Source organism: Companilactobacillus ginsenosidimutans (assembly GCF_001050475.1).
Taxonomy (GTDB): Bacteria; Bacillota; Bacilli; order Lactobacillales; family Lactobacillaceae; genus Companilactobacillus; species Companilactobacillus ginsenosidimutans.
In genome coordinates, this window is the sequence record NZ_CP012034.1 from 791,585 (window position 1) to 812,163 (window position 20,579).

The 20,579-nt window shown below is 36.7% G+C and carries 16 protein-coding genes, 2 tRNA genes, 1 pseudogene, 1 riboswitch and 1 other annotated feature; of the genes and pseudogenes, 3 read left to right on the forward strand and 16 right to left on the reverse strand.

The features are described 5' to 3' along the window. Both leuS and ABM34_RS04095 read right to left on the reverse strand, forming a co-directional pair. Nucleotides 1-2,424, reverse strand: coding sequence for a leucine--tRNA ligase (leuS, locus tag ABM34_RS04090; protein ID WP_048703646.1), 2,424 nt, complete (start codon nucleotides 2,422-2,424; stop codon nucleotides 1-3). A 41-nt stretch (nucleotides 2,425-2,465) separates the two neighbouring features. Continuing rightward, nucleotides 2,466-2,675 (reverse strand) — a binding site (T-box leader). Next, nucleotides 2,676-4,013 carry a glucosaminidase domain-containing protein gene (locus tag ABM34_RS04095; protein ID WP_048703648.1) on the reverse strand — a complete coding sequence of 446 codons (1,338 nt, stop codon included), beginning with the start codon at nucleotides 4,011-4,013 and terminating at the stop codon, nucleotides 2,676-2,678. Between the two features lie 81 nt (nucleotides 4,014-4,094). Between ABM34_RS04095 and ABM34_RS04100 the strand changes: the two genes are divergently transcribed. After that, entirely contained in the window at nucleotides 4,095-4,760 is a 666-nt protein-coding gene (locus ABM34_RS04100) for a phosphatase PAP2 family protein (RefSeq protein ID WP_048703649.1), read from the forward strand. On the opposite strand, the gene ABM34_RS04105 is transcribed toward ABM34_RS04100, so the two are convergent. Then, the gene (locus ABM34_RS04105; protein ID WP_048703651.1) at nucleotides 4,695-6,173 is read right to left on the reverse strand and encodes an MDR family MFS transporter; all 1,479 of its coding nucleotides are present in this window, start codon (nucleotides 6,171-6,173) and stop codon (nucleotides 4,695-4,697) included. The two genes, ABM34_RS04100 and ABM34_RS04105, sit on opposite strands and share 66 nt — an antisense overlap. Before the next feature lie 66 nt (nucleotides 6,174-6,239). Next, a complete protein-coding gene (gene metK / locus ABM34_RS04110; protein ID WP_048703654.1) occupies nucleotides 6,240-7,445 on the reverse strand; it encodes a methionine adenosyltransferase in 1,206 nt (401 codons plus the stop codon). Continuing rightward, a riboswitch (SMK box riboswitch) is annotated at nucleotides 7,443-7,525 on the reverse strand. Its footprint overlaps the gene before it by 3 nt. A 91-nt stretch (nucleotides 7,526-7,616) precedes the next feature. On the opposite strand from metK, the gene ABM34_RS04115 reads away from it, so the two are divergent. Beyond that, entirely contained in the window at nucleotides 7,617-8,291 is a 675-nt protein-coding gene (locus ABM34_RS04115; protein WP_048703656.1) for a hypothetical protein, read from the forward strand. Nucleotides 8,292-8,352: 61 nt separating this feature from the next. Here ABM34_RS04115 and ABM34_RS04120 read toward each other — a convergent pair. Beyond that, a tRNA-Val gene (locus ABM34_RS04120) sits at nucleotides 8,353-8,425 on the reverse strand. 6 nt (nucleotides 8,426-8,431) lie between these two features. Further along, a tRNA-Glu gene (locus ABM34_RS04125) sits at nucleotides 8,432-8,503 on the reverse strand. Nucleotides 8,504-8,605: 102 nt separating this feature from the next. Between ABM34_RS04125 and ABM34_RS04130 the strand changes: the two genes are divergently transcribed. Then, nucleotides 8,606-9,244, forward strand: a complete 639-nt coding sequence (locus tag ABM34_RS04130; protein WP_083988262.1) for a DNA-3-methyladenine glycosylase — start codon at nucleotides 8,606-8,608, stop codon at nucleotides 9,242-9,244. Here ABM34_RS04130 and ABM34_RS04135 read toward each other — a convergent pair whose 3' ends face one another. The 10 genes and pseudogenes from ABM34_RS04135 to dapD form a co-directional block, all read right to left on the reverse strand. Then, entirely contained in the window at nucleotides 9,245-11,044 is a 1,800-nt protein-coding gene (locus ABM34_RS04135) for a heavy metal translocating P-type ATPase (protein WP_048703658.1), read from the reverse strand. 90 nt (nucleotides 11,045-11,134) lie between these two features. Further along, nucleotides 11,135-11,845, reverse strand: coding sequence for a hypothetical protein (locus tag ABM34_RS04140; protein ID WP_048703659.1), 711 nt, complete (start codon nucleotides 11,843-11,845; stop codon nucleotides 11,135-11,137). Nucleotides 11,846-12,285: 440 nt separating this feature from the next. Continuing rightward, nucleotides 12,286-13,350 carry an aspartate-semialdehyde dehydrogenase gene (locus ABM34_RS04145; RefSeq protein WP_048703661.1) on the reverse strand — a complete coding sequence of 355 codons (1,065 nt, stop codon included), beginning with the start codon at nucleotides 13,348-13,350 and terminating at the stop codon, nucleotides 12,286-12,288. A 47-nt stretch (nucleotides 13,351-13,397) separates the two neighbouring features. Continuing rightward, nucleotides 13,398-14,585 (reverse strand): aminotransferase class I/II-fold pyridoxal phosphate-dependent enzyme, encoded by a 1,188-nt coding sequence (locus ABM34_RS04150; RefSeq protein WP_048703664.1) that lies wholly within the window; start codon nucleotides 14,583-14,585, stop codon nucleotides 13,398-13,400. Nucleotides 14,586-14,616: 31 nt separating this feature from the next. Then, nucleotides 14,617-15,813: an aminotransferase class I/II-fold pyridoxal phosphate-dependent enzyme gene (locus ABM34_RS04155; protein ID WP_048703666.1), complete on the reverse strand. Its 1,197-nt coding sequence runs from the start codon at nucleotides 15,811-15,813 to the stop codon at nucleotides 14,617-14,619. 17 nt (nucleotides 15,814-15,830) lie between these two features. Next, a pseudogene (locus ABM34_RS04160) lies at nucleotides 15,831-17,032 on the reverse strand (aminotransferase class I/II-fold pyridoxal phosphate-dependent enzyme). Between the two features lie 17 nt (nucleotides 17,033-17,049). After that, on the reverse strand, nucleotides 17,050-17,826 hold the full coding sequence (gene dapB, locus ABM34_RS04165) for a 4-hydroxy-tetrahydrodipicolinate reductase (RefSeq protein ID WP_048703668.1): 777 nt from the start codon (nucleotides 17,824-17,826) through the stop codon (nucleotides 17,050-17,052). After that, the gene (dapA, locus tag ABM34_RS04170; protein ID WP_048703671.1) at nucleotides 17,823-18,710 is read right to left on the reverse strand and encodes a 4-hydroxy-tetrahydrodipicolinate synthase; all 888 of its coding nucleotides are present in this window, start codon (nucleotides 18,708-18,710) and stop codon (nucleotides 17,823-17,825) included. Before dapA ends, dapB begins: the two co-directional genes overlap by 4 nt. Nucleotides 18,711-18,721: 11 nt before the next feature. After that, entirely contained in the window at nucleotides 18,722-19,873 is a 1,152-nt protein-coding gene (locus ABM34_RS04175) for an N-acetyldiaminopimelate deacetylase (protein WP_417924671.1), read from the reverse strand. Next, the gene (gene dapD / locus ABM34_RS04180; RefSeq protein WP_048703675.1) at nucleotides 19,873-20,577 is read right to left on the reverse strand and encodes a 2,3,4,5-tetrahydropyridine-2,6-dicarboxylate N-acetyltransferase; all 705 of its coding nucleotides are present in this window, start codon (nucleotides 20,575-20,577) and stop codon (nucleotides 19,873-19,875) included. Before dapD ends, ABM34_RS04175 begins: the two co-directional genes overlap by 1 nt. Nucleotides 20,578-20,579 lie beyond the last annotated feature (2 nt).

Sequence of the window (20,579 nt, forward strand, 5' to 3'; positions counted from 1 at the left end):
CTATTTTACTACGATATTAACAATTTTGTTTGGTACAACAATAACTTTTACGACATCTTTTCCATCAAGGAATTTTTGAACTTTCTCATCACTCAATGCAAGTTCCTTAACTTTCTCTTTGTCAGTATCAACAGGCAAACTTAATTTATCACGTAAGCGTCCATTAACCTGAATGATCATATCAACGGTATCTGAAACCAATTTAGCTTCATCATAAGTTGGCCATTTTGCATAGGTGATTGAGCCATCGTTACCAAATTTACTCCATAATTCTTCCATCATATGTGGTGCAATTGGAGCAAGCAACTTAACCAAGCCTTCAGCATATTCTTTAGGCATAGAATCAACTTTATTAGCTTCATTAACAAATACCATAATTTGAGAAATGGCAGTGTTGAAGTGAAGTGAATCGAAATCTTCAGTAACTTTTTTAACAGTTTCGTTATAGACTTTATCTAATTTTCCATCATTTTTATCAGACAAGAAGTCATCACGAACCGTATTGTCATCATCATTATTGATGAATAACCTCCAAACACGTTCCAAGAACTTGTTAGCACCTGACAATCCATCTTCTGACCATGAAATTGAGGCATCCAAAGGACCCATGAACATTTCATAAAGTCTCAAAGTATCTGCACCGTATGATTCAACAACATCATCAGGATTTACAACATTACCTTTTGATTTAGACATCTTTTCGTGATTATCACCTAAAATCATTCCTTGATTATATAACTTTTGGAATGGCTCTTTAGTTGGTACAACACCCAAATCATAAAGTACTTTGTGCCAAAATCTTGCATAGAGTAAGTGAAGTACGGCATGCTCTGCTCCACCAATGTATAAATCAACTGGTAACCATTGTTTCAATAAATCATAGTCAGCAATCTTGGCATCATTATTTGGATCGATATATCTCAAGTAATACCATGAACTACCTGCCCACTGTGGCATTGTGTTTGTTTCACGTCGACCTTTACGACCGTTTTCATCAACGACATTTACCCAGTCATCCAAGTTAGCCAATGGGCTTTCACCAGTACCTGATGGTGCAATATCACTGTCAGCTGGTAATTCTAGTGGGAGTTGATCTTCAGGAACTAAGGTTGTTTCGCCATCTTCCCAGTGAATAACGGGAATTGGTTCACCCCAGTAGCGTTGACGTGAGAATAACCAGTCACGAAGCTTGTAGTTAACAAATTTTTTACCAATACCCTTATCTTCAAGGTAATCAAGCATCTTAGTCTTGGCAGTTTCTGTGTCCATACCATTTAAGAAATCAGAATTGATATGCTTGCCGTCGCCGGTGTATACTTCTTTTTCAATGTTTCCACCTTCGATAACTGGTACAATAGGCAATTTAAATTTTTTGGCAAAATCATAGTCACGGCCATCATGTGCTGGGACAGCCATAACTTCACCAGTACCGTATGTAGCCAAAACATAGTCAGCAATCCAGATTGGTAAACGTTCACCATTAACAGGGTTAATAGCATAAGCACCAGTAAAAGCACCAGTCTTATCATGATTCAAATCAGTTCTGTCCAAATCTGATTTACGTGAAGCTTGTTCCTTATATGCTTCAACTGCAGCTTTTTGTTCAGGAGTTGTAATCTCATTAACTAAATCCAATTCTGGGGCAAGTACTAAATATGAAACTCCAAAAATGGTATCAGCACGAGTTGTAAATACCGTAATCTTTTCTTTATCGTATCCATCAATCTTGAAATCGACGTGAGCACCAATTGAACGACCAATCCAGTTACGTTGCATTTCCTTGATACTTTCTGGCCAGTCAATATCATCCAAATCATCCAGCAAACGGTCAGCGTAAGCCGTGATCTTCAACATCCATTGACGCATTGGCTTTCTAACGACAGGATAACCACCACGTTCAGTTTTTCCGTCAATAACTTCCTCATTAGCAACAACTGTTCCTAAATCAGGACTCCAGTTAACGGGAACCTCAGCTTCATAAGCTAAGCCCTTCTTATACATTTGTTCAAAAATCCATTGTGTCCATTTATAGAACTTAGGATCAGTTGTTTGAACTTCACGATCCCAATCATAAGAAAAACCAAGTGAATTAATTTGACGCTTGAAGTTGTTAATATTTTTTTCAGTGAAGTCAGCTGGATTGTGACCTGTATCCAAAGCATATTGTTCAGCAGGTAAACCAAAGGCATCAAATCCCATTGGATGTAAAACGTTGAATCCTTGCATACGTTTCATACGTGCAACGATATCTGTAGCTGTATATCCTTCTGGATGTCCAACGTGCAAACCTTGTCCTGATGGATAAGGGAACATATCTAGAGCATAATAATTATCTTTTTTGGGATCTGTGCCTGTTTTGAAAGTTTTGTTTTCCTTCCAATAAGCTTGCCATTTCTTTTCAACTTTATTGTGATTATAAGTCATATAATTTCCTCCATAAAAAAAGTCCTATGATTAAAAATTAATCATAGGACGAATTATCGCGGTACCACCTAAGTTCCACACATTAGCTGCATGACTCTCGATATCCGTAACATGGATAAGACGCAATCACTTACTGTTAGTTCAGCGATTAAACTTAGTGGACGAGTTCAATTTGATTAGTTTAGCATTCTCATTAACCATGCATTTTCTGAAAAACTAATGTAAATCTACTATTTCCTTTGAGTTACATATTACAACTTTAATGTCTGTCCGACAACTAATAAATCCGAATTCAAACTATTAATTTGTTTCAACTGACTAATCGATGTTCCAGCTTGGTTGGCAATACTATCCAAAGTATCGCCAGACTTAACGGTGACAGTGTTGTCAGATGAACTTGCTGCTTGTGTGTTGGCAGAATTATCAGTCGTTCCAGCTGTACTGTTTGATGGTGTTGAATCGGCATTACTTGCCGACTGAGTTGATGATGTATCATTTGAAACATTGACACCAACTTGATCAGTTGACTTAGATGCATCATATTTTTTTACACCATTTGTTTCATCTTGAACAATTACAGGTGCTTGTTGATTGCCATAAACATCATCGTCTGAACTATTGATTGCAACGCTAGTGTTACTTACTGTCACTGGATCATTAACCGCTTGTCCATCTTGACCAACTAGTTGATTAACAATCAAATTCTTGCCCGGATAAACGTAACTAGATGTCTTTAATCCATTGAGATTCATCAAGGTACTCAAAGAAATATTGAATTTATCTGCAACTGATTGAAGTGTATCCCCTTGGGCAAATACATAATTCTCACTTTGACCACTGCCGTCAGTTCCTTGATCAAAACGTGATAAATTATATTTTTCTATGATATTATTTAATTTATCGGCGTAAGTGGTATCAGTGGCATACTTACCCGTCAAAAAGGCTGTAGCATCCTTGTAAGAGCTAGTATTACTCTTCCAAGTTCCAGCATACATTTGTGGATTTCCAGAAACGCCACCTCTCAATAATGAGACGTAATCTTCGAGTGATTCTTTATATGAAGGATACTTTTTGAAGTCAGAATTAATTGAATAAAGACTTCCTGTTCCATCATCTTCTTGTGTTGGCATGTTAACAGCTGTGCCGTTATATGTTCCCTTGATACCAAATAAATTGTAGTTTGGAGCACTAGCTAGCCCACTAGTTCCCCAACCACTTTCAATCATGGCTTGAGCAATCATAACTGAAGCATATAAATCATTGTTTTCAGCCAATTTACGTGCCGAATTGCCAATGTATTCGATAAAGTTTTGATCACCAACACCACGTGGCGTAAACATCCCCACAACGGTATTGTTTACAGCACTGACGTCGTCAGCTGCTTGGTCATTCTTTGAATTTGAAAATGTATCAGCGAAAGCTTGATGAGAAACAATTGATGTTGTTGCTTGTGCAGCTACACCACCGAAAAATAAGCCAGCGCCTAAAATAGTAACGTTCTTCTTTAAGTTAGCATTGGCTTGTTTTTTTGAATTATAACGATGCAAGCCATTCTCTTCGGCTCTGCGTTGTTGACGCGAAATTGTCATATATATAACACCCCTTTAATACTCATGTCACTATTATATTTCTTAAGAAAGTTTTAAACAATACAAGAAAGGTAAAAATAAATGAAAAGTTCTAAATATTTCCATACTCTAAATATAATTTTAATAATAGTCTTTATACTCTGGTCAATTGCTGTTGCGATGCAGGCCAATTTCATAACTGTATTCGATAATCACTTCATCGGGTTAATTTATCATCACCACTACGGTATCTCAATGACATTGCTTCGAACCTTATCTGAAATTGGTGGAACAGTCTCAACAATTATAATTACGCTACTATTACTGATTTTGTTCTCAATTAACAAATATTATTACGCAGCAATTTTTCTAGCAGCAAATAAAATAGTCGTTGTCATTATAAATACAATATTAAAAGACTTAATTAGACGCCCTCGCCCTAGTCACCATCACTACATGTACGAAGGTAGTTTCAGTTATCCTAGTGGACATAGTTCGTCAGCATTAAGCCTTTATATACCATTATTAATAATTGGATTTTTTATTTTCAAAAAGATTAGTACGAGAATTTTAATGTCGACAATCGCCATACTGTTAGTAATAATTATTGGTTACAGCCGTGTATACCTTGGTGTCCACTATCCTAGCGACATCATGGGAGCATACTTACTGGCAGGAGCAACTTTGACAACACTTATCATCCTATTTAGAAGTAAGAATATTTTTGTTCTTGATTTCAAGGGCATTAAGAAGCAAAGCGATAATTAATAATACAGCTGAAGCAACATAAATATTATGCAAGCCTGAGAACAGAATTTGACGCATCTTCGGCATCAATTCAACAGGCAACTGACTGGCGGTTTGAGGATCAATTAATTTGTTCATCATATCGACAGTTATTTTTTTGTTCTGAGCAGCACCGTTTGCTAAAGCAGTATTCAAAACAATCCCGTAGACAGAAACCATCATTGATTGACCGATAGTCCTCAGTAAAGTATTAAAACTGGTAGCAACACCAACATTTTCTGGTGGCACAACAGTTTGAGTAGTTACTGTAGTTGTGGTAATCGTCAATCCAAAACCAAGTCCAGCAACAGCAGCAAGCAACAGGAAGTATACAAATGAAGTTCCCACATTGGCAAATAATAAAGCTGCGTTAGCAATTGCTAAGAAAATCAAACTAATATAAATAATTCTATTTGGAGCATATTTTTTGAGCAATGAACCTGCCCAGAATGACCCAAAAATCCAAATGATTGAACTTGGCGTAACAGCGAATCCACCCATTGATGGACTCAACCCCAAAATACCTTGCATCCAAGTTGGAATATAAGCCTCAAAACCAATCAAGAATCCACTAATTAATAATGCAATCATATTTTGAATAACAAAAGTTTTATTCTTAAATAAATTTAAAGGCAAAATCGGATCATCAACTCTACGTTCAAAATGAATAAAGATAAATAACGAAATTACTGACACTGCAACCAAACCAATTGGAAGCCAGGCAGTAGTCGTACCGATATATTGTAATGCCAACATAATTGGCAACAAGACAAATACCAATAAAACTGTGCCGACATAGTCAATTTTGACCTTGCCGGTTTTTTCTTGCTTCTCTTCAAAGAATATCCAAACTAGTAGCATCGTGATAATACCAACGGGTAAATTGATCAAAAATACCCAATGCCAACTTAATTTTTCTACAATGAATCCACCTAATAGTGGTGCGATAACCGCTGCGACACCCCAGGCTGAACCGTTTAATCCTAAAATTTTTGCACGTTTGTCCAATGAATAGATGTCAGCAATAATAGTAAATGTCAAAGGCTGAATAGCACCAGAACCTAACCCTTGAACGACTCTGGCTAAAATTAAAGTTAACATTGAATTTGAGGCACTACATAAAACCGAACCAACAACGAACAATCCTAATCCAAATAGGAAGACTGGTTTTCTACCAACTAAATCTGAGAGTTTACCGTAAATTGGTGTTGAAACTGCAGTCATTAACAAATAAATTGAGAAGACCCAGTTCATTAAACTAACACCATGGAGACTTCCGATAATTGTTGGCATCGCTGTAGAAACGATGGTTCCCTCGATTGCTGTCATAAATGTTGCAATAAAAATTGCGATAGTCACGATAATTAAATGTGACTGTTTTTGCTTTTGTTCCATATTTCCCCCATAAAAAAAGACGTTCTTTAAAGTATTAACTTTAAAGAACGCCTCTGTTGTCGTTGATTAGTCTTTAACTTTTGACAATGTTGATTTAATAGCATCAACCTTATCTAAATGTTCCCAAGGCAAATCAATATCTGTACGTCCGAAGTGGCCATAAGCCGCTGTTTGTTTGTAAATAGGTCTTTGTAGATCCAACATTTGAATGATACCTAGTGGTCTCAAATCGAAGTTCTTGTTGATACAATCAACAATTTGTTCCTCAGTGAATTCACTAGTTCCAAATGTATCTACGTGAATTGAAACTGGACGTGCTACACCGATTGCATAAGCAATTTGAATTTCAGCTTTTTTAGCAATACCAGCTGCAACAAGGTTTTTTGCAATATATCTGGCAGCATAACTAGCTGAACGGTCAACTTTTGTAGCATCTTTACCAGAGAAAGCACCACCACCATGACGAGCAAAACCGCCATAGGTATCAACGATAACTTTTCTACCAGTAAGTCCTGAATCTCCTTCTGGTCCACCAATAACAAATCGACCAGTTGGATTGATCAAGTATTTAGTGTTTTCATCAACCATGTTAGATGGAACCACTTCATCAATGACATATTTTTTAATGTCTTTTTGAACTTGTTCAAGTGTTGCTTCTTCTTTATGCTGAGTACTCAAAACAATGGTATCGATACGAACGGGTTTATCGTTCTCGTCGTATTCAACAGTTACTTGTGACTTTGCATCTGGCATCAAGTAATTGATAGTTCCATTCTTTCTCACTTCAGCGGTTTTACGCATAAGTTTGTGTGCTAAAGAAATTGGTAGTGGCATGAATTCTTTTGTCTCATCAGTCGCAAAACCAAAAACAAATCCTTGATCACCGGCACCAATTTGGTCCAATGGATCTGAATCTTTAGCTGATTCTCTTTTTTCAAGGGCATCATCGACACCTTGTGCGATATCTGGAGATTGTTCGTCTAATGCAACTAAGACGGCACAACTACCACCATCGAAACCTGGATTTGAACCATCGTAACCAATTTCCTTAATTGTGTTACGTACTACGCTTTGAATATCAACGTAAGCTGATGTTGAAATTTCACCAACTACGAGTACCAAACCAGTGGTAACGGTCGTCTCACAGGCAACACGTGCGTCCTTATCTTGTTCCAAAAGTGCATCTAAGATTGAATCACTGATTTGGTCAGCAATTTTATCGGGATGTCCTTCTGAAACTGATTCGGATGTAAATAAGTAATTCTTTGACATAATAAACTTTCCACCTTTCGGTTACAGGGCCTCTCCTTTGTTAAACAAAAAAGGATCCCATCAGGAACCTTTTACTAGACTACCACAAAAAAATAGTATTTTCATGTAAATATTAAATTGACGACTGTCTTTAAGTCAATTAGTATAAATCTATATGTAAAGGAGTTTCACATGGATCAGACTAGAAGCAAAAACCTAATAAAATCTTTGATAGAATTGATCAGTTTTCACATATTCGCTATCGGTTTTATTTTGACTCACAAATTACCAAACAATCCTATTAACTACTATTTATTGGCAATGATAATCATGATTGTTCTATTCAAAGAATTCATATTGCCTCTCAAACCCAATATGAACTTCACAATCACTTATTCAGTAATATTCATAATTATTTGTGCAGTTGGTTTTAAATCAATGAATGTCTTCGTTATGATTTTGGTTTTCTCACAACTAGCATTTCTCTTCGTAACAAGATATATTCCACAGAAGTATGGTGTCGTAGCAATGGTGCTTCGCGATTTCGTAGTTCCAAGTTTTATCTCAATCGGAATTTTCTTTTACTACACCCACTTCATCTCAATCAATTTCGTTGTTCCTCTACTTCTAGTTAATTTAACTGCGATAATGATTACCTATTTTGATGGTGAAATCACATCTTATGTTCAAATAATTGTCGTCGCAATAGCTACAGTTATCTTATTCTTCTTGGGATATATAAATATTCTTTCGACAATCGCTATTATTGCTTATGCACTAGCAATGGTGCTTCTAAAAATCTTTGATAAATTTTCTGCAGACGACGTAGTTAATCGTTGTATTGGAAATGTACTTCTTATAATTTAAATCAAACCACAAAAAAAGCTAAATGTCAGATGACATTTAGCTTTTTAAGTATTCTATTTAGTGGAGGATACAGGGATCGAACCTGTGACCTCCTGCTTGTAAGGCAGATGCTCTCCCAGCTGAGCTAATCCTCCAAATAGTGACCCGTACGGGATTTGAACCCATGTTACCGCCGTGAAAGGGCGGTGTCTTAACCACTTGACCAACGGGTCATTTGCTTTCTTTCGTAAGCACAAAGAGTATTATATATTAAGTATATAATTCAACGCAAGCAATTTTTACTATATTATCAAAAAAAGTTAGGAGTTTTTCATTTGAGCTATTCAATCACTGAAACCAATAAGTTTTTTGAGTCTAAATCAACCACAGAAATCGCAGAAGAAATGTTAGGTCACATCCTAACATATGATTCACCACAAGGAAAACTTTCTGGCATAATCGTTGAAACAGAGGCATACTTGGGACCTGATGACATGGCTGCCCACAGCTACGGTGGACGCCACTCAGCTGCAAACGACCCACTCTACCAACAAGGTGGCACAATTTATATTTATTCTATTCATAGTTGGCTCGATATGGATATAAGTATACAAAAGTCTGGAATCCCCAATGGTGTATTGATTCGAGGAGTGGAACCATTGACTGGAAAAGATATTATGGATGAAAACCGTAAAAAAACTGGTTTCGATACTACTAATGGCCCAGCAAAATGGATCAGAGCTTTTGGCATCATGGATAAAACTTTTTCTGGAACAATGCTTAACGCTGGAAAATTCCAATTTGAATTAAAAAAGTCCAAAACACCTAATCATGTTTTGGCTACTCCAAGAATCGGAGTGCCTAACAAAGGTGAATGGACTGATAAAAAAATGCGTTTTATTGTTGAAGGAAATCCTTACGTTTCTAAAATGTACAAACGTGATATGAATCTTGACTCATTTGGTTGGAAATAACTACAATTTGTCACTTTTAGCACGTAACGCATACAAAATTGTTACAGTATCAACTACTTCTTGAAGCATGGCACCAATTATTGTTGGAATTAATCCAAAACCAGCAACAATCATCAAAATAATACATATTAAAATACCAATCATAACAGCTTGCTTAGCAACTCTGAGAGTGTCGTCAGAAATTTTGGCGACATCCCCTACTTTACTAAGATCATCTTTTAGAACAACAGCATCAGCAGATTCACTAGCAGCGTTAGCACCTTTGTAACCCATTGCGATACCGACATCTGCTAAAGCCAATGCTGGTGCATCATTAACACCATCCCCAACCATAATTGTTGGATGATAATCTTTTGGTAAATTTTGAATTATTTTAACTTTGTCAGCAGGCAAGCTTGAGGGATATGCTTTAGTAATTCCTACTTGTGAGGCGACCGCATCGGTTGTCTCTTTTTTGTCTCCAGAAATCATTAAAATATTTTTGAATCCAAAAGTTTTAAGACGTGAAATAGTCTCTTTTGCCTCAGGACGTATTTGGTCAACTAGTGTGTAAACACCGGCATATTTGCCATCAACAGATACATAAACTGTTGAACTATTAATTTTTTCGACATTATCTTTCGTAACAAATTCTGGGTTACCAACTCTTATTTCGTGATTATCAATAATTCCCTTGATACCTTCTGCGGTAACCTCTTGGGCATTTTCAACATCTTTCATTCGAATATTTCTATTAACAGCAAAATCAACAATAGTTTGCGCCATAACATGGCTAGAGCTTTGTTCCAATGATGCAGCATATGCATAAACATCTTCTGGTTTAAAACCATCAGCTGTCTTTACATTTTGAACAACTAATTTACCACGAGTGATGGTACCAGTTTTATCAAATGCCATAGTCTTTGCAGCAGAAATTTTTTCTAAAGCTGTACCGGATTTTACGATGATTCCGTTACGAGAACTTCTACTCATACCGGATACGAATGCAATTGGAGCTGCCAATATTAGAGGACATGGTGAGGCAACGACTAAAACCTGTGCAATTCTAATCGGATCCTTAGAAATATACCATGCAAGTCCAGCAATAATATAAGCAATAATCGTGAACGGAACTGCATACCTGTCCGCCAAACGCACAAAGTGTGCTGGATGCGATTCGGACTCCTTAACTAATTTTACAATAGCTTGATATTCACTTTCAGAAGCCACTTTCTCAGCCTTCATCTGAAATGGAAATTCGCCATTGATTGATCCTGACATAACATGTGAACCTTCAGAGACATCAACTGGAACTGACTCACCAGTTAATGATGACTCATCAACATTTGATTTCCCCTCAAAAACAACTCCATCAACAGGGACTTGCTCTTTAGGTCTGATCAAAAGGTCATCCCCAACTTTTACTTCATCAATGTCTATATCTTGAACGTTCTCACCCTTCATGACATGAGCTTTAGAGGGAGAATTATCGAGTAAAGACTTCAATTCACTCTTTGCCTTATTCGCAGCATATTCTTCAAGAGTATCGCCACCTGTAAGCATGAGTAGGACAATCCATCCAGCCCAATATTCGCCTAAGGCAATAGTTGCAACAATCGCAGTAATGGCCAATAAATCAACACCAAAATTACCTGATCGTAAAACCTTAATCATATCGACAAACATAATCAGAGCTAAAATTGTTCCAAGAACACTGATAATTAACTGTGCAGCAAACGCCTGATGAAATGCGAATTGCAGAATAAATGCAATAACACCAATTGTTAGCGTACCGTATAACTTTATCTTATTTGAGTTCATACGACACACCCCCTTACAAGTTAAGATTATCACAATAGTCATTTTTTTAAATAGACTTAATACAAATTGAGATTTTTTTAGTAATTATCCTTATTTATAATCCTCAATTTCAGAAGGATTTTTACTAGGGACTAATCTCTTCATTTGAGAATCAGCAACATAAACGCCCTTCTCATTCAATGAGTAAGTAATCAAATGTGTGGGGTAATCAAGAATCATATCTGACTTAATACCAAATTCAGGATCCATTTCATTCAACTTGACCGCTGCTTTTTGATACATTTTTTCAGCAACCTGCATTGCTATATCTTCATCACTAAAAATAAATCCAACCGTGCCAACACCTTGAACCCGATAAACTTTTTTCACCGAGCGATTAGCCATAGCATTTTTAGTCTTCAAATAATCATCATGTCCGACACTAGGCAAGCCTTCAACAATAGCCACCATCAATTGTTCACCAACCAATTTAGTAGCTTCGTCATATTTAGATTTCAAAATTTGTTCAAGATTCTTTTTAAAGTTATCCAAAGTAGCTTGATCCTTAAAAGTAATCAAATAATCATCAAACCATTCATTCAAACCCAAAGATTTCATAGGGACTGTCATAGAATCCGAAACCATACCCTTAAAACGCTCGTCTTCAACGGCATCATATTCCTTACGAAAAGTCTCATAACCCTTCTCAGTTTCCATAACACCAAAAGTAAATTCCAAATCCATAGCCATATAAGGATCCATTTGATTGTCTTTAGAAATATCATCAACAACTTGCACACCAAAATACTCAGATTTAGTCATAAATAACCTCACATAAAATTATTTTTATTCATTAACATAATTCCATTATACCAATCTTAAAACCCAGACAAGCCAAAAATGGCTCAAAATAAAAAATGACCAAAAACAAAAGTTTTCAGTCATTTTTTTATGAGTTTATAAACAAATTTACACAATTAATGTTTGATCTCATTTTTCAACGTCCATACTGCAAGACGTCATCAACATAAAACATGAGACACTAAAAAGTATCCATATAAATCAAACTAATTTTTCATATTACACAAGACTAGATGGAGGAAGAAAATCGATTTGGGCTAAATGGCTAAATTATTCTTAGTCGAGCGAACTTCTCGACTTAGAATAAGGTGCAGTTTGAAGACTTTTCGTACTGTGGAAAGGCTTCAAATGCGCCAGCCATGTTCCAGCCCAAAAATCGATTTTCTTCCGGAATCGGAAGCCTAGTTCACATGAACCAAATCATCCTTAACCAAATGCTCGGCAATCTGAACAGTATTCCAAGCAGCACCCTTCAAAAGATTGTCAGAAACAACCCAAAGATTAAATGCACCCTTGTTTTCCAAATCAGGACGAATACGACCAACGAAAGTTTCACGCTTACCAGTAGCATTAATTGGTTGTGGATATACTTGATGCTCAGGATCATCTTCCAAAACAGCACCTGGGAAATTCTTAACAGCTTCACGAATTTTTTCAACAGAAGCTGCGTCATGATCAACGGTATCGATCCAAATTGATTCACCATGACTAATTGGAACAGGAACACGGACACAAGTAGCAGTTACTTTGATATCAGTTGAATCCATGTCGTCTAGCATAATCTTCTTTGTTTCATGAATCATCTTCCACTCTTCATGTGAGTACAAGTTATCTTCCAAAACGTCAATTTGTGGTAACAAGTTAAATGCTAGTGGATAGTGTTTCTTATCACCCTTTGTAGGGAAGATGTCAGCTTTCATTTCCTTGCCATCAAGAAAATCTTGTGCTTCTTGCTTCAATTCGTTCAAGGCTGATTGACCAGCACCTGAAGCAGCCTGATAAGTTGAAACGATAATTTGCTTCAAACCAAATTCCTTACGGATTGGTTCCAAGGCAACCATCATTTGAATTGTTGAACAGTTAGGATTAGCGATAATACCATGATGGTTATAGAGAGCTTTCTCGTTAACTTCAGGCACTACCAATGGAACATCTGGATCCATTCTGAAAGCACTAGTGTTATCAACACATACAGCACCACGTTTCACAGCTTCTGGAAGAAGTTTCTTTGAAACCCCACCACCAGCAGATGCTAAAACGATATCCACTCCTTCAAATGATTCTGGCTTAGCTTCTTCAACTGTTACATCTTGACCTTTAAATTGTAATGTCTTACCAGCTGAACGACTTGAAGCTAATAATCTTACCTTTGAAACTGGAATTGTTGATTGTTCCAATTGTTGTATTAAACGTGTACCTACGGCACCTGTAGCACCTAAAATTGCGACCTCAAAACCTTCACTCATATTATTTCATCCCTTATTTTATTTAAAAACCAATGTGGTATTTATTTTTATTTTAATGTGGCAGTAAATTCTCTTAAACGTTTCATTGCTTCTTTAATATCTTCCATTGATGATGCGTATGACATTCTAAAGTGACCTTCGCCACCTTCACCAAAGGCAACACCAGGTGTAACACCAACCTTGCCCTCTTCAGCCAATTTTTCAGCAAATTCAACTGAACTTAAACCAAACTCAGCAGGAATCTTTGAGAATGTGTAGAATGCACCCTTTGGCATGATTGTTTCATAACCAATGTCATTAAGTTGATCAACGATGTAGTCGCGACGTTCTTTATAGATGTCACGCATTTCAACAGCATCGTCAATCCCATTTGTCAAAGCTTCTTGAGCAGCATATTGTGCTGGGTTTGATGGACATGTAACAGTGTATGCGTGCATTTTTCCAGCATTTTCAACAAAGTCAGCAGGACCAGCAACATATCCAATTCTGTATCCAGTCATAGCATGTGATTTTGACAAACCATTTACTAAAATAGTTTTTTCAGGCATCAATTGAGTCATTGAAGTATGTTTTACACCATATGTTAATTCAGCATAAATTTCATCTGTAATTACATACATTGGCTTGTCTTTAACAACGTCAACAATTTCTTGTAGTTGATCCTTACTATATTCAAAACCAGTTGGGTTTCCAGGGAAGTTGAGAATCATTGCCTTAACTTTGTCTTCACCCTCACGGTCAATAACTTCTTGTAGTTTTTTACCAGTCAATTGAAAACCATCTGGAGTTGTATCAACTTGGACAGGAATTCCTCCCAACACTTTGATGATCGGAATATATAATGCAAAAGTTGGTGTTGGAACGATGACTTTGTCACCAGGGTTAATGATTGCTGCTAGTGAAACGAAAATTGCTTCAGTTCCACCGATTGTAACGATGACTTCTGATTCAGGATCATAATTAACATCGTAACGAGTATTCAAATATCCAGAAATGGCCTTACGTAAACCAATAATTCCACGTTGTTCTGAATAATGAGATTTATTTTCTTCAATACTCTTGATAGCTGCTTTTTTAACATGTTCAGGAACATTGAAGTCTGGTTCACCTAAAGTCAATTTGATAATTCCAGGAATTTTAGCAAATTTTACAGCAAAATATCTAATCTGTGAGATACCCATAGGGGCAATAGTTTCGTTTACTACATTTTTTACACTTGGGTCTAACTTTGGCATGTAATTTTATCTCCTCATTAATAATCTAATATTAGTTAATTTTTTCTAGTAATGAATCTGTAAATTTAGCTAAACGGTTGATACCTTCTTTAATATTATCCATTGAAGTAGCGTATGAAATTCTGAAGTATCCTTCTCCGGCATCACCGAAAGCATCCCCTGGTACAACCCCAACAAGTGCTTCTTTAGCTAAACGACGGCAGAAAGTTTCTGAATCCAAATTGAATTTAACTGGAATCTTAGGAAATACATAGAATGCTCCATCAGGTTCAACAGTCTCATAGCCCAAATCATTGAGTGCCTTAACAATATAGTCACGACGTTCTTGATAAGTCTGACGCATATCAATTGGATCATCCAATCCATTTTCCAAGGCTTCTTGAGCAGCATATTGTGCAGGGTTTGAAGGACAAGTAACAGTAAATGAGTGAACCTTGGCAGCTTCGTCAACAAAGCCTTTTGGAGCAGCAATATAACCAATTCTATATCCTGTCATAGCATGCGATTTTGATAATCCATTAATCAAAATTGTTTGTCCAGGTAAAACAGAGGCAAATGAAGTATGTTTTTCTCCATAAACTAATTGACTATAAATTTCATCTGAAATTACCAATAATGGAGTGTCACGAATGACATCTGCCAAAGCCTCGAGTTCTGCTTTTGAATAAACAACCCCAGTTGGGTTTCCAGGATAGTTGATAATGATAGCTTTGGCACCTTTACCTTCATGAGCTAAAACATCTTTTAACTTGTCAGGAGTCAACTTAAAGTCATCATTTGAAGTATCAACTTCAACAGGTTCTCCACCTAGAATTTCAATATCATCCATATAGATAGAGAAAGTTGGTGTAGGAACAATGATCTTGTCGCCATGATTGATGATTGTATAAAGTGAAGTATAAATAGCTTCAGTTGCACCGATAGTTACAATAACTTCAGTGGCTGGATCATAATTTACACCATAGTCAGTAGCAAGATAATTACTAATCGCTTTTCTCAAACCAGGAATACCTTTTTGGGGTGTGTAGTGAGAGTCATTGTCCTCAATACTCTTAACTGCAGCCTCTTTAACATGGTCAGGCACGTTGAAATCTGGTTCCCCTAAAGTTAATTTAACAATTCCTGGAATTCCGGCGATTTCTGAATTAAACATTAAAATTTTATCGTCACCAATTGGTTTAACTAATTTATTCTCAATATTCGCAACACTCTTTGATAGTTCTGGCATTACATTCACCCCTATTTTTATTTTACAGATTCTGGCTCGAAGTCTTCAGTGAATTTTCGAATCCGACTTACAGCTTCTTTTAAATCATCTAGTGGCACAGCATATGATATTCTAAAATATTTGTCGCCACCCTTACCAAAAATACTACCAGGAATTACCCCAACTCTGGCATCTTTAGCAAGTTTTCTTGCAAAACTTTCTGAATCCAAACCAAATTCATCTGGAATTCTTGGAAACACGTAAAAAGCTCCTTGTGGATTCAAAGTTTTATAACCAATATCATTTAATTCTTTGACTAAATAGTCTCGTCTTTGTTTATATATTTTACGAGTTTCGATTGGATCATTTAATCCGTTTTCTAATGCCTCTTGTGCAGCAAACTGGGCAGCATTGGTTGCGGCTGTGGTAGTAAAAGCATGCAACTTGTCTGCTTCAGCAACGAAGGCTGCCGGTGCGGCAATATATCCAATACGATAACCAGTCATTGAATGTGACTTCGAAAGACCATTAATTAAAACGGTTTGTTCTGGAAGAACATTTGCAAATGAGACATGATTTACGTCATAAACTAATTCACTATAAATCTCATCACAAATTACAAACATGCTCTTTCCACGAACAACATTCGCCAAATCTTCAATTTCGGCTTTGTCATAGGCAACACCTGTCGGATTACTAGGAAAGTTCAGAATAATCGCCTTGATACTGTCTTCCCCCTCATCAGCAATAACTTTTTTAAGTCGTTCGCTATTAAGTTTGAAGTCATTGTCGGTTACATCAACTTCGATAGGAATTCCACCAAGTGCTTTGACAGTCGATGCATAAAACGAAAACGCTGGTGTTGGAATTATAACTTTGTCACCGACATTAATAATTGACGCAACGGAAACATAAATTGCCTCAGTCGCACCGACAGTCACAATAATTTCTGATTCTGGATCATATTTCAAATTGTAACGTGAATTTAAGTAATTACTGATGGCTTTTCTCAAACCATCAAAACCCTTTTGTGGTGAATAATGGGAATAATTATCTTCAATACTCTTCATAGCAGCTTTTTTACATGCTCCGGAGTATTAAAGTCTGGTTCTCCAACAACCAATTTGATTGTCCCCGGATATTTGGAAAATTCCTCATTAAAGAGACGAATTTTATTATTTCCAATTGTTTTTAAATATTTATTTTCGACATTTTGCAAACTCTTTGATAATTCTGGCATTTGGCTACACCTGCTTATTATATAATTTTTTCTAAGCCAATGATTAATTCGTCACGTTTCATGACTTCAGAAATGGCTATGCGAACGCCCTTCATAAATGAAGCACGATCGGTAGTACTCTGTTTAATCGTAAGTGTTTCACCTTGTCCACCAAAAATAACTTCTTCATCAGCCACAAATCCTGGTAGTCGAACTGCATGAATTTTAATTCCATGATAATCACCACCACGAGCACCAATCTTGTCCTGCTCGTTTGGATTTGATTCTTGATCTTTGCCTTGAACTTCATGAATTAATTTAGCAGTATTCATAGCTGTACCTGATGGTGCATCTAATTTATCTTCGTGATGGAATTCCAAAACTTCCGAGTGGTCAAAATACTTCGCTGCCACTTGAGCAAACTTCATCATCAAAACTGCAGATACTCCAAAGTTGGAGGCAATAATGCCACCAACTTTTTTACTATCAGCTAACTCTTTCAATTCAGAAACTTGTTCTTCACTCATACCACTTGTTCCGATAACTGGACGAATTCCGTGTTCAATTGCAAATTTTGTATTTTCAAAAACTGCACTAGGAATACTGAAATCAATCCAAATATCAGCGGCAATATCAATTTGAGATAAGTCATTGAATACTTTGACGCTATCATCCAAATCGTAATCTGCTGGGTCTAAGCTCTTGATGATTGGGTTGAACGCTCCGACTAATTGAAGGTCACTCTCCCCGTTGATCATGGCTAAAACTTTTTGACCCATAGAACCTGTAAATCCTGAGACGATTGCTTTTATCACGACTTTGCTCCCTCCAAATCTAATGCACTATATAATTTTGCCTTTTCATCTTTGTTAAGTGGCAAAATTGGCAAACGGCAAGTTCCAACGTTGTATCCTTGATCATTTAATACTGCCTTCACTGGTGAAGGTGATGGATACATAAATAATGCTGCCATCTTTGGTGTCAAAAATCTTTGAATTGCTCCGGCACCAAGATAGTCTCCAGCTTCAAGTTTTGCATACATGTCTGTCATTTCTTTGCCATAAATATGAGCTGCAACAGAAATAACTCCATTAGCACCAATAACTTTGGCAAATAAAGCTTGTGCATCCTCGCCACTATATACTAAAAATCCTTCAGCAGAATTTTCAACAATATATTGAAGATCTTCCATAGTATTGCATTGCTTTACCCCAGCAATATTAGGATAGTTCGACAATTCAACCACCGTCTCCTTATCCATCAAAACGCCGGTACGTCCAGGAATGTTGTACATGATAACTGGAATTCCAGATGCATCAGCAACTGCCTCGAAGTGAGCCTTCATCCCTCTCTGGTTAGGCTTGTTGTAATAAGGAACAACAACAAGTGCCATATCAATTCCATCAATTTGTGAAAGCTTATTAACGAAATCAATTGTTCCTTGAGTATTGTTGCTTCCAGCTCCAGCAATAATGGGAACTCGACCATTTACGATTTGAGCAAATTTAGTATAAAGAGCTAATTTCTCATCTTCTGACAACGTTGGTGTTTCACCAGTTGTACCACCGATTACAAAACCTTCTGATCCAGTTTCAATCAAGTGGTTAGTTAAATTTTCTAATGCATCGTAATTAATTTCGGTTCCTTCGTCATTAAACGGAGTAATAATTGCTGTCATTAAATCTACATTTTCAAACATAATATTCTCCTTTACATACTCATTCGATATTTTAAAAATCCTTCAATAGCGTTCACACCATCAATGATTGCTTCTTCGTGAGGCAAGAAATCGACTGAGTGTAATGCACCTGGGCTAGCAACTCCTAGCCAAAACATTGTTCCAGGGAACTTCGATAGTAAATATCCGAAATCTTCACCTGTCATAGCGGGTTCAGTTTCTTGGAATTTAACGTCTTTTGCATTTGACATATAATCGATAAAATTCTTTGTTAATTCAGGATTATTTTCAACTGGATAATATCCACCTTGGTTAAATTCGACATCAATCGTGCAGTTGAATGAAACTTCCAGTCCCTTAGCAACATCGACGATACGTTGTCTGATGTACTCAATCATCTGTTGATTCAATCCACGGACGGTACCTTCAATTCTTGCTTTACCAGCAATAACATTTCTAATAGTACCAGCTTCAAGCTTTCCGAAAGTAATAACTCCACATTTCACTGGATCAATACTTCTAGAAATAATTGTTTGAACCTGTTCGATAAAGTTAGCAGCAATAACAACTGCATCGTTAGCCTTATGTGGATAAGCAGCATGACCACTCATACCATGAATCGTTACATTTACTTCCGTTGTACCTGCGAATAATGTACCGTTTCGACAGCCAATAATTCCGGTACCTAAATCTGCATTGTCATGCAATCCATAAAATTCATCTGGTTTATATTTACCAGAGAAAAGGCCTAAATCATAAGCCTGCTTACCACCACTTTCAGATTCCTCTGCGGGTTGGAAAAAGAACATCAGATTGTCAGTTGGCTGATTCTCAGCGAAATAACTAATCAGTCCTAATGCTACAGTCATATGCAGGTCATGACCGCATGCATGCATTACCCCTGGATGAACTGAACGGTAGTATAAATCGTTAGTCTCTGTGACAGGAAGTGCATCCATATCAGCACGATATCCAATTGTACGTTTAGGATTAGAACCATTTATATGAACAAATAATGCTGTGGGCAATTCTGGGAATTCTTTTACTTCCAAAAATTCTTGTGGAAAATCATTAATAGCTTTTTTCAAATATTCGTGTGTTTTATTTTCCTTCAAAGCTAGTTCGGGAATTTTATGTAAATCACGACGAATATTAATTAAATCCTCGCCTGCTAAACTCATAATTATAGTTTCCTCAATGTATCTTCAATGTGTGTTTTATCGGTAGTTTGTTGATCTTTTATCTTCAAAACCTTTGCTGGAACACCTGCGACAACTGCATTAGGCTCAACGTCTTTTGTAACAATTGCTCCGGCACCAACAACCGCGTTATCCCCAACTTGAACACCTTCAAGGACAACAGCATTTGCACCAACAGTTACGTTGTTTCCAATTCGAACTGGATCAGCTGAAGCTGGTTCAATCACACCAGCTAAAACTGCATTAGCGCCGATATGTGAATTTTCACCAACCATTGCACGACCACCAAGGACAGCTCCCATATCAATCATTGTTCCGTTACCAATTTCAGCACCAATATTAATTACGGCACCCATCATAATAACTGCATTGTCACCAATTTCCACTTGATCACGGATAATAGCACCTGGTTCAATTCTGGCATTAATATGTTTAATATCAAGCATTGGTACAGCCGAATTTTGTGCAGAAGTTTCAACATAATAGTCTTCAACCGCTGAATCTTTTAATAGAGGTTCAATTTCCTTATAATCTCCGAACAAAATTCCGAAAGAATCTGTTGAGAAATCTTGTACTCCTGAAGGAATGTTTAATTTTGAAACATTCCCTTTAATATAAGCTTTTACTGGCGTTGCCTTCTTGGCGTTACCAATGTAATTAATAATTTCTTCTGCATCCATCTTAGTCATGC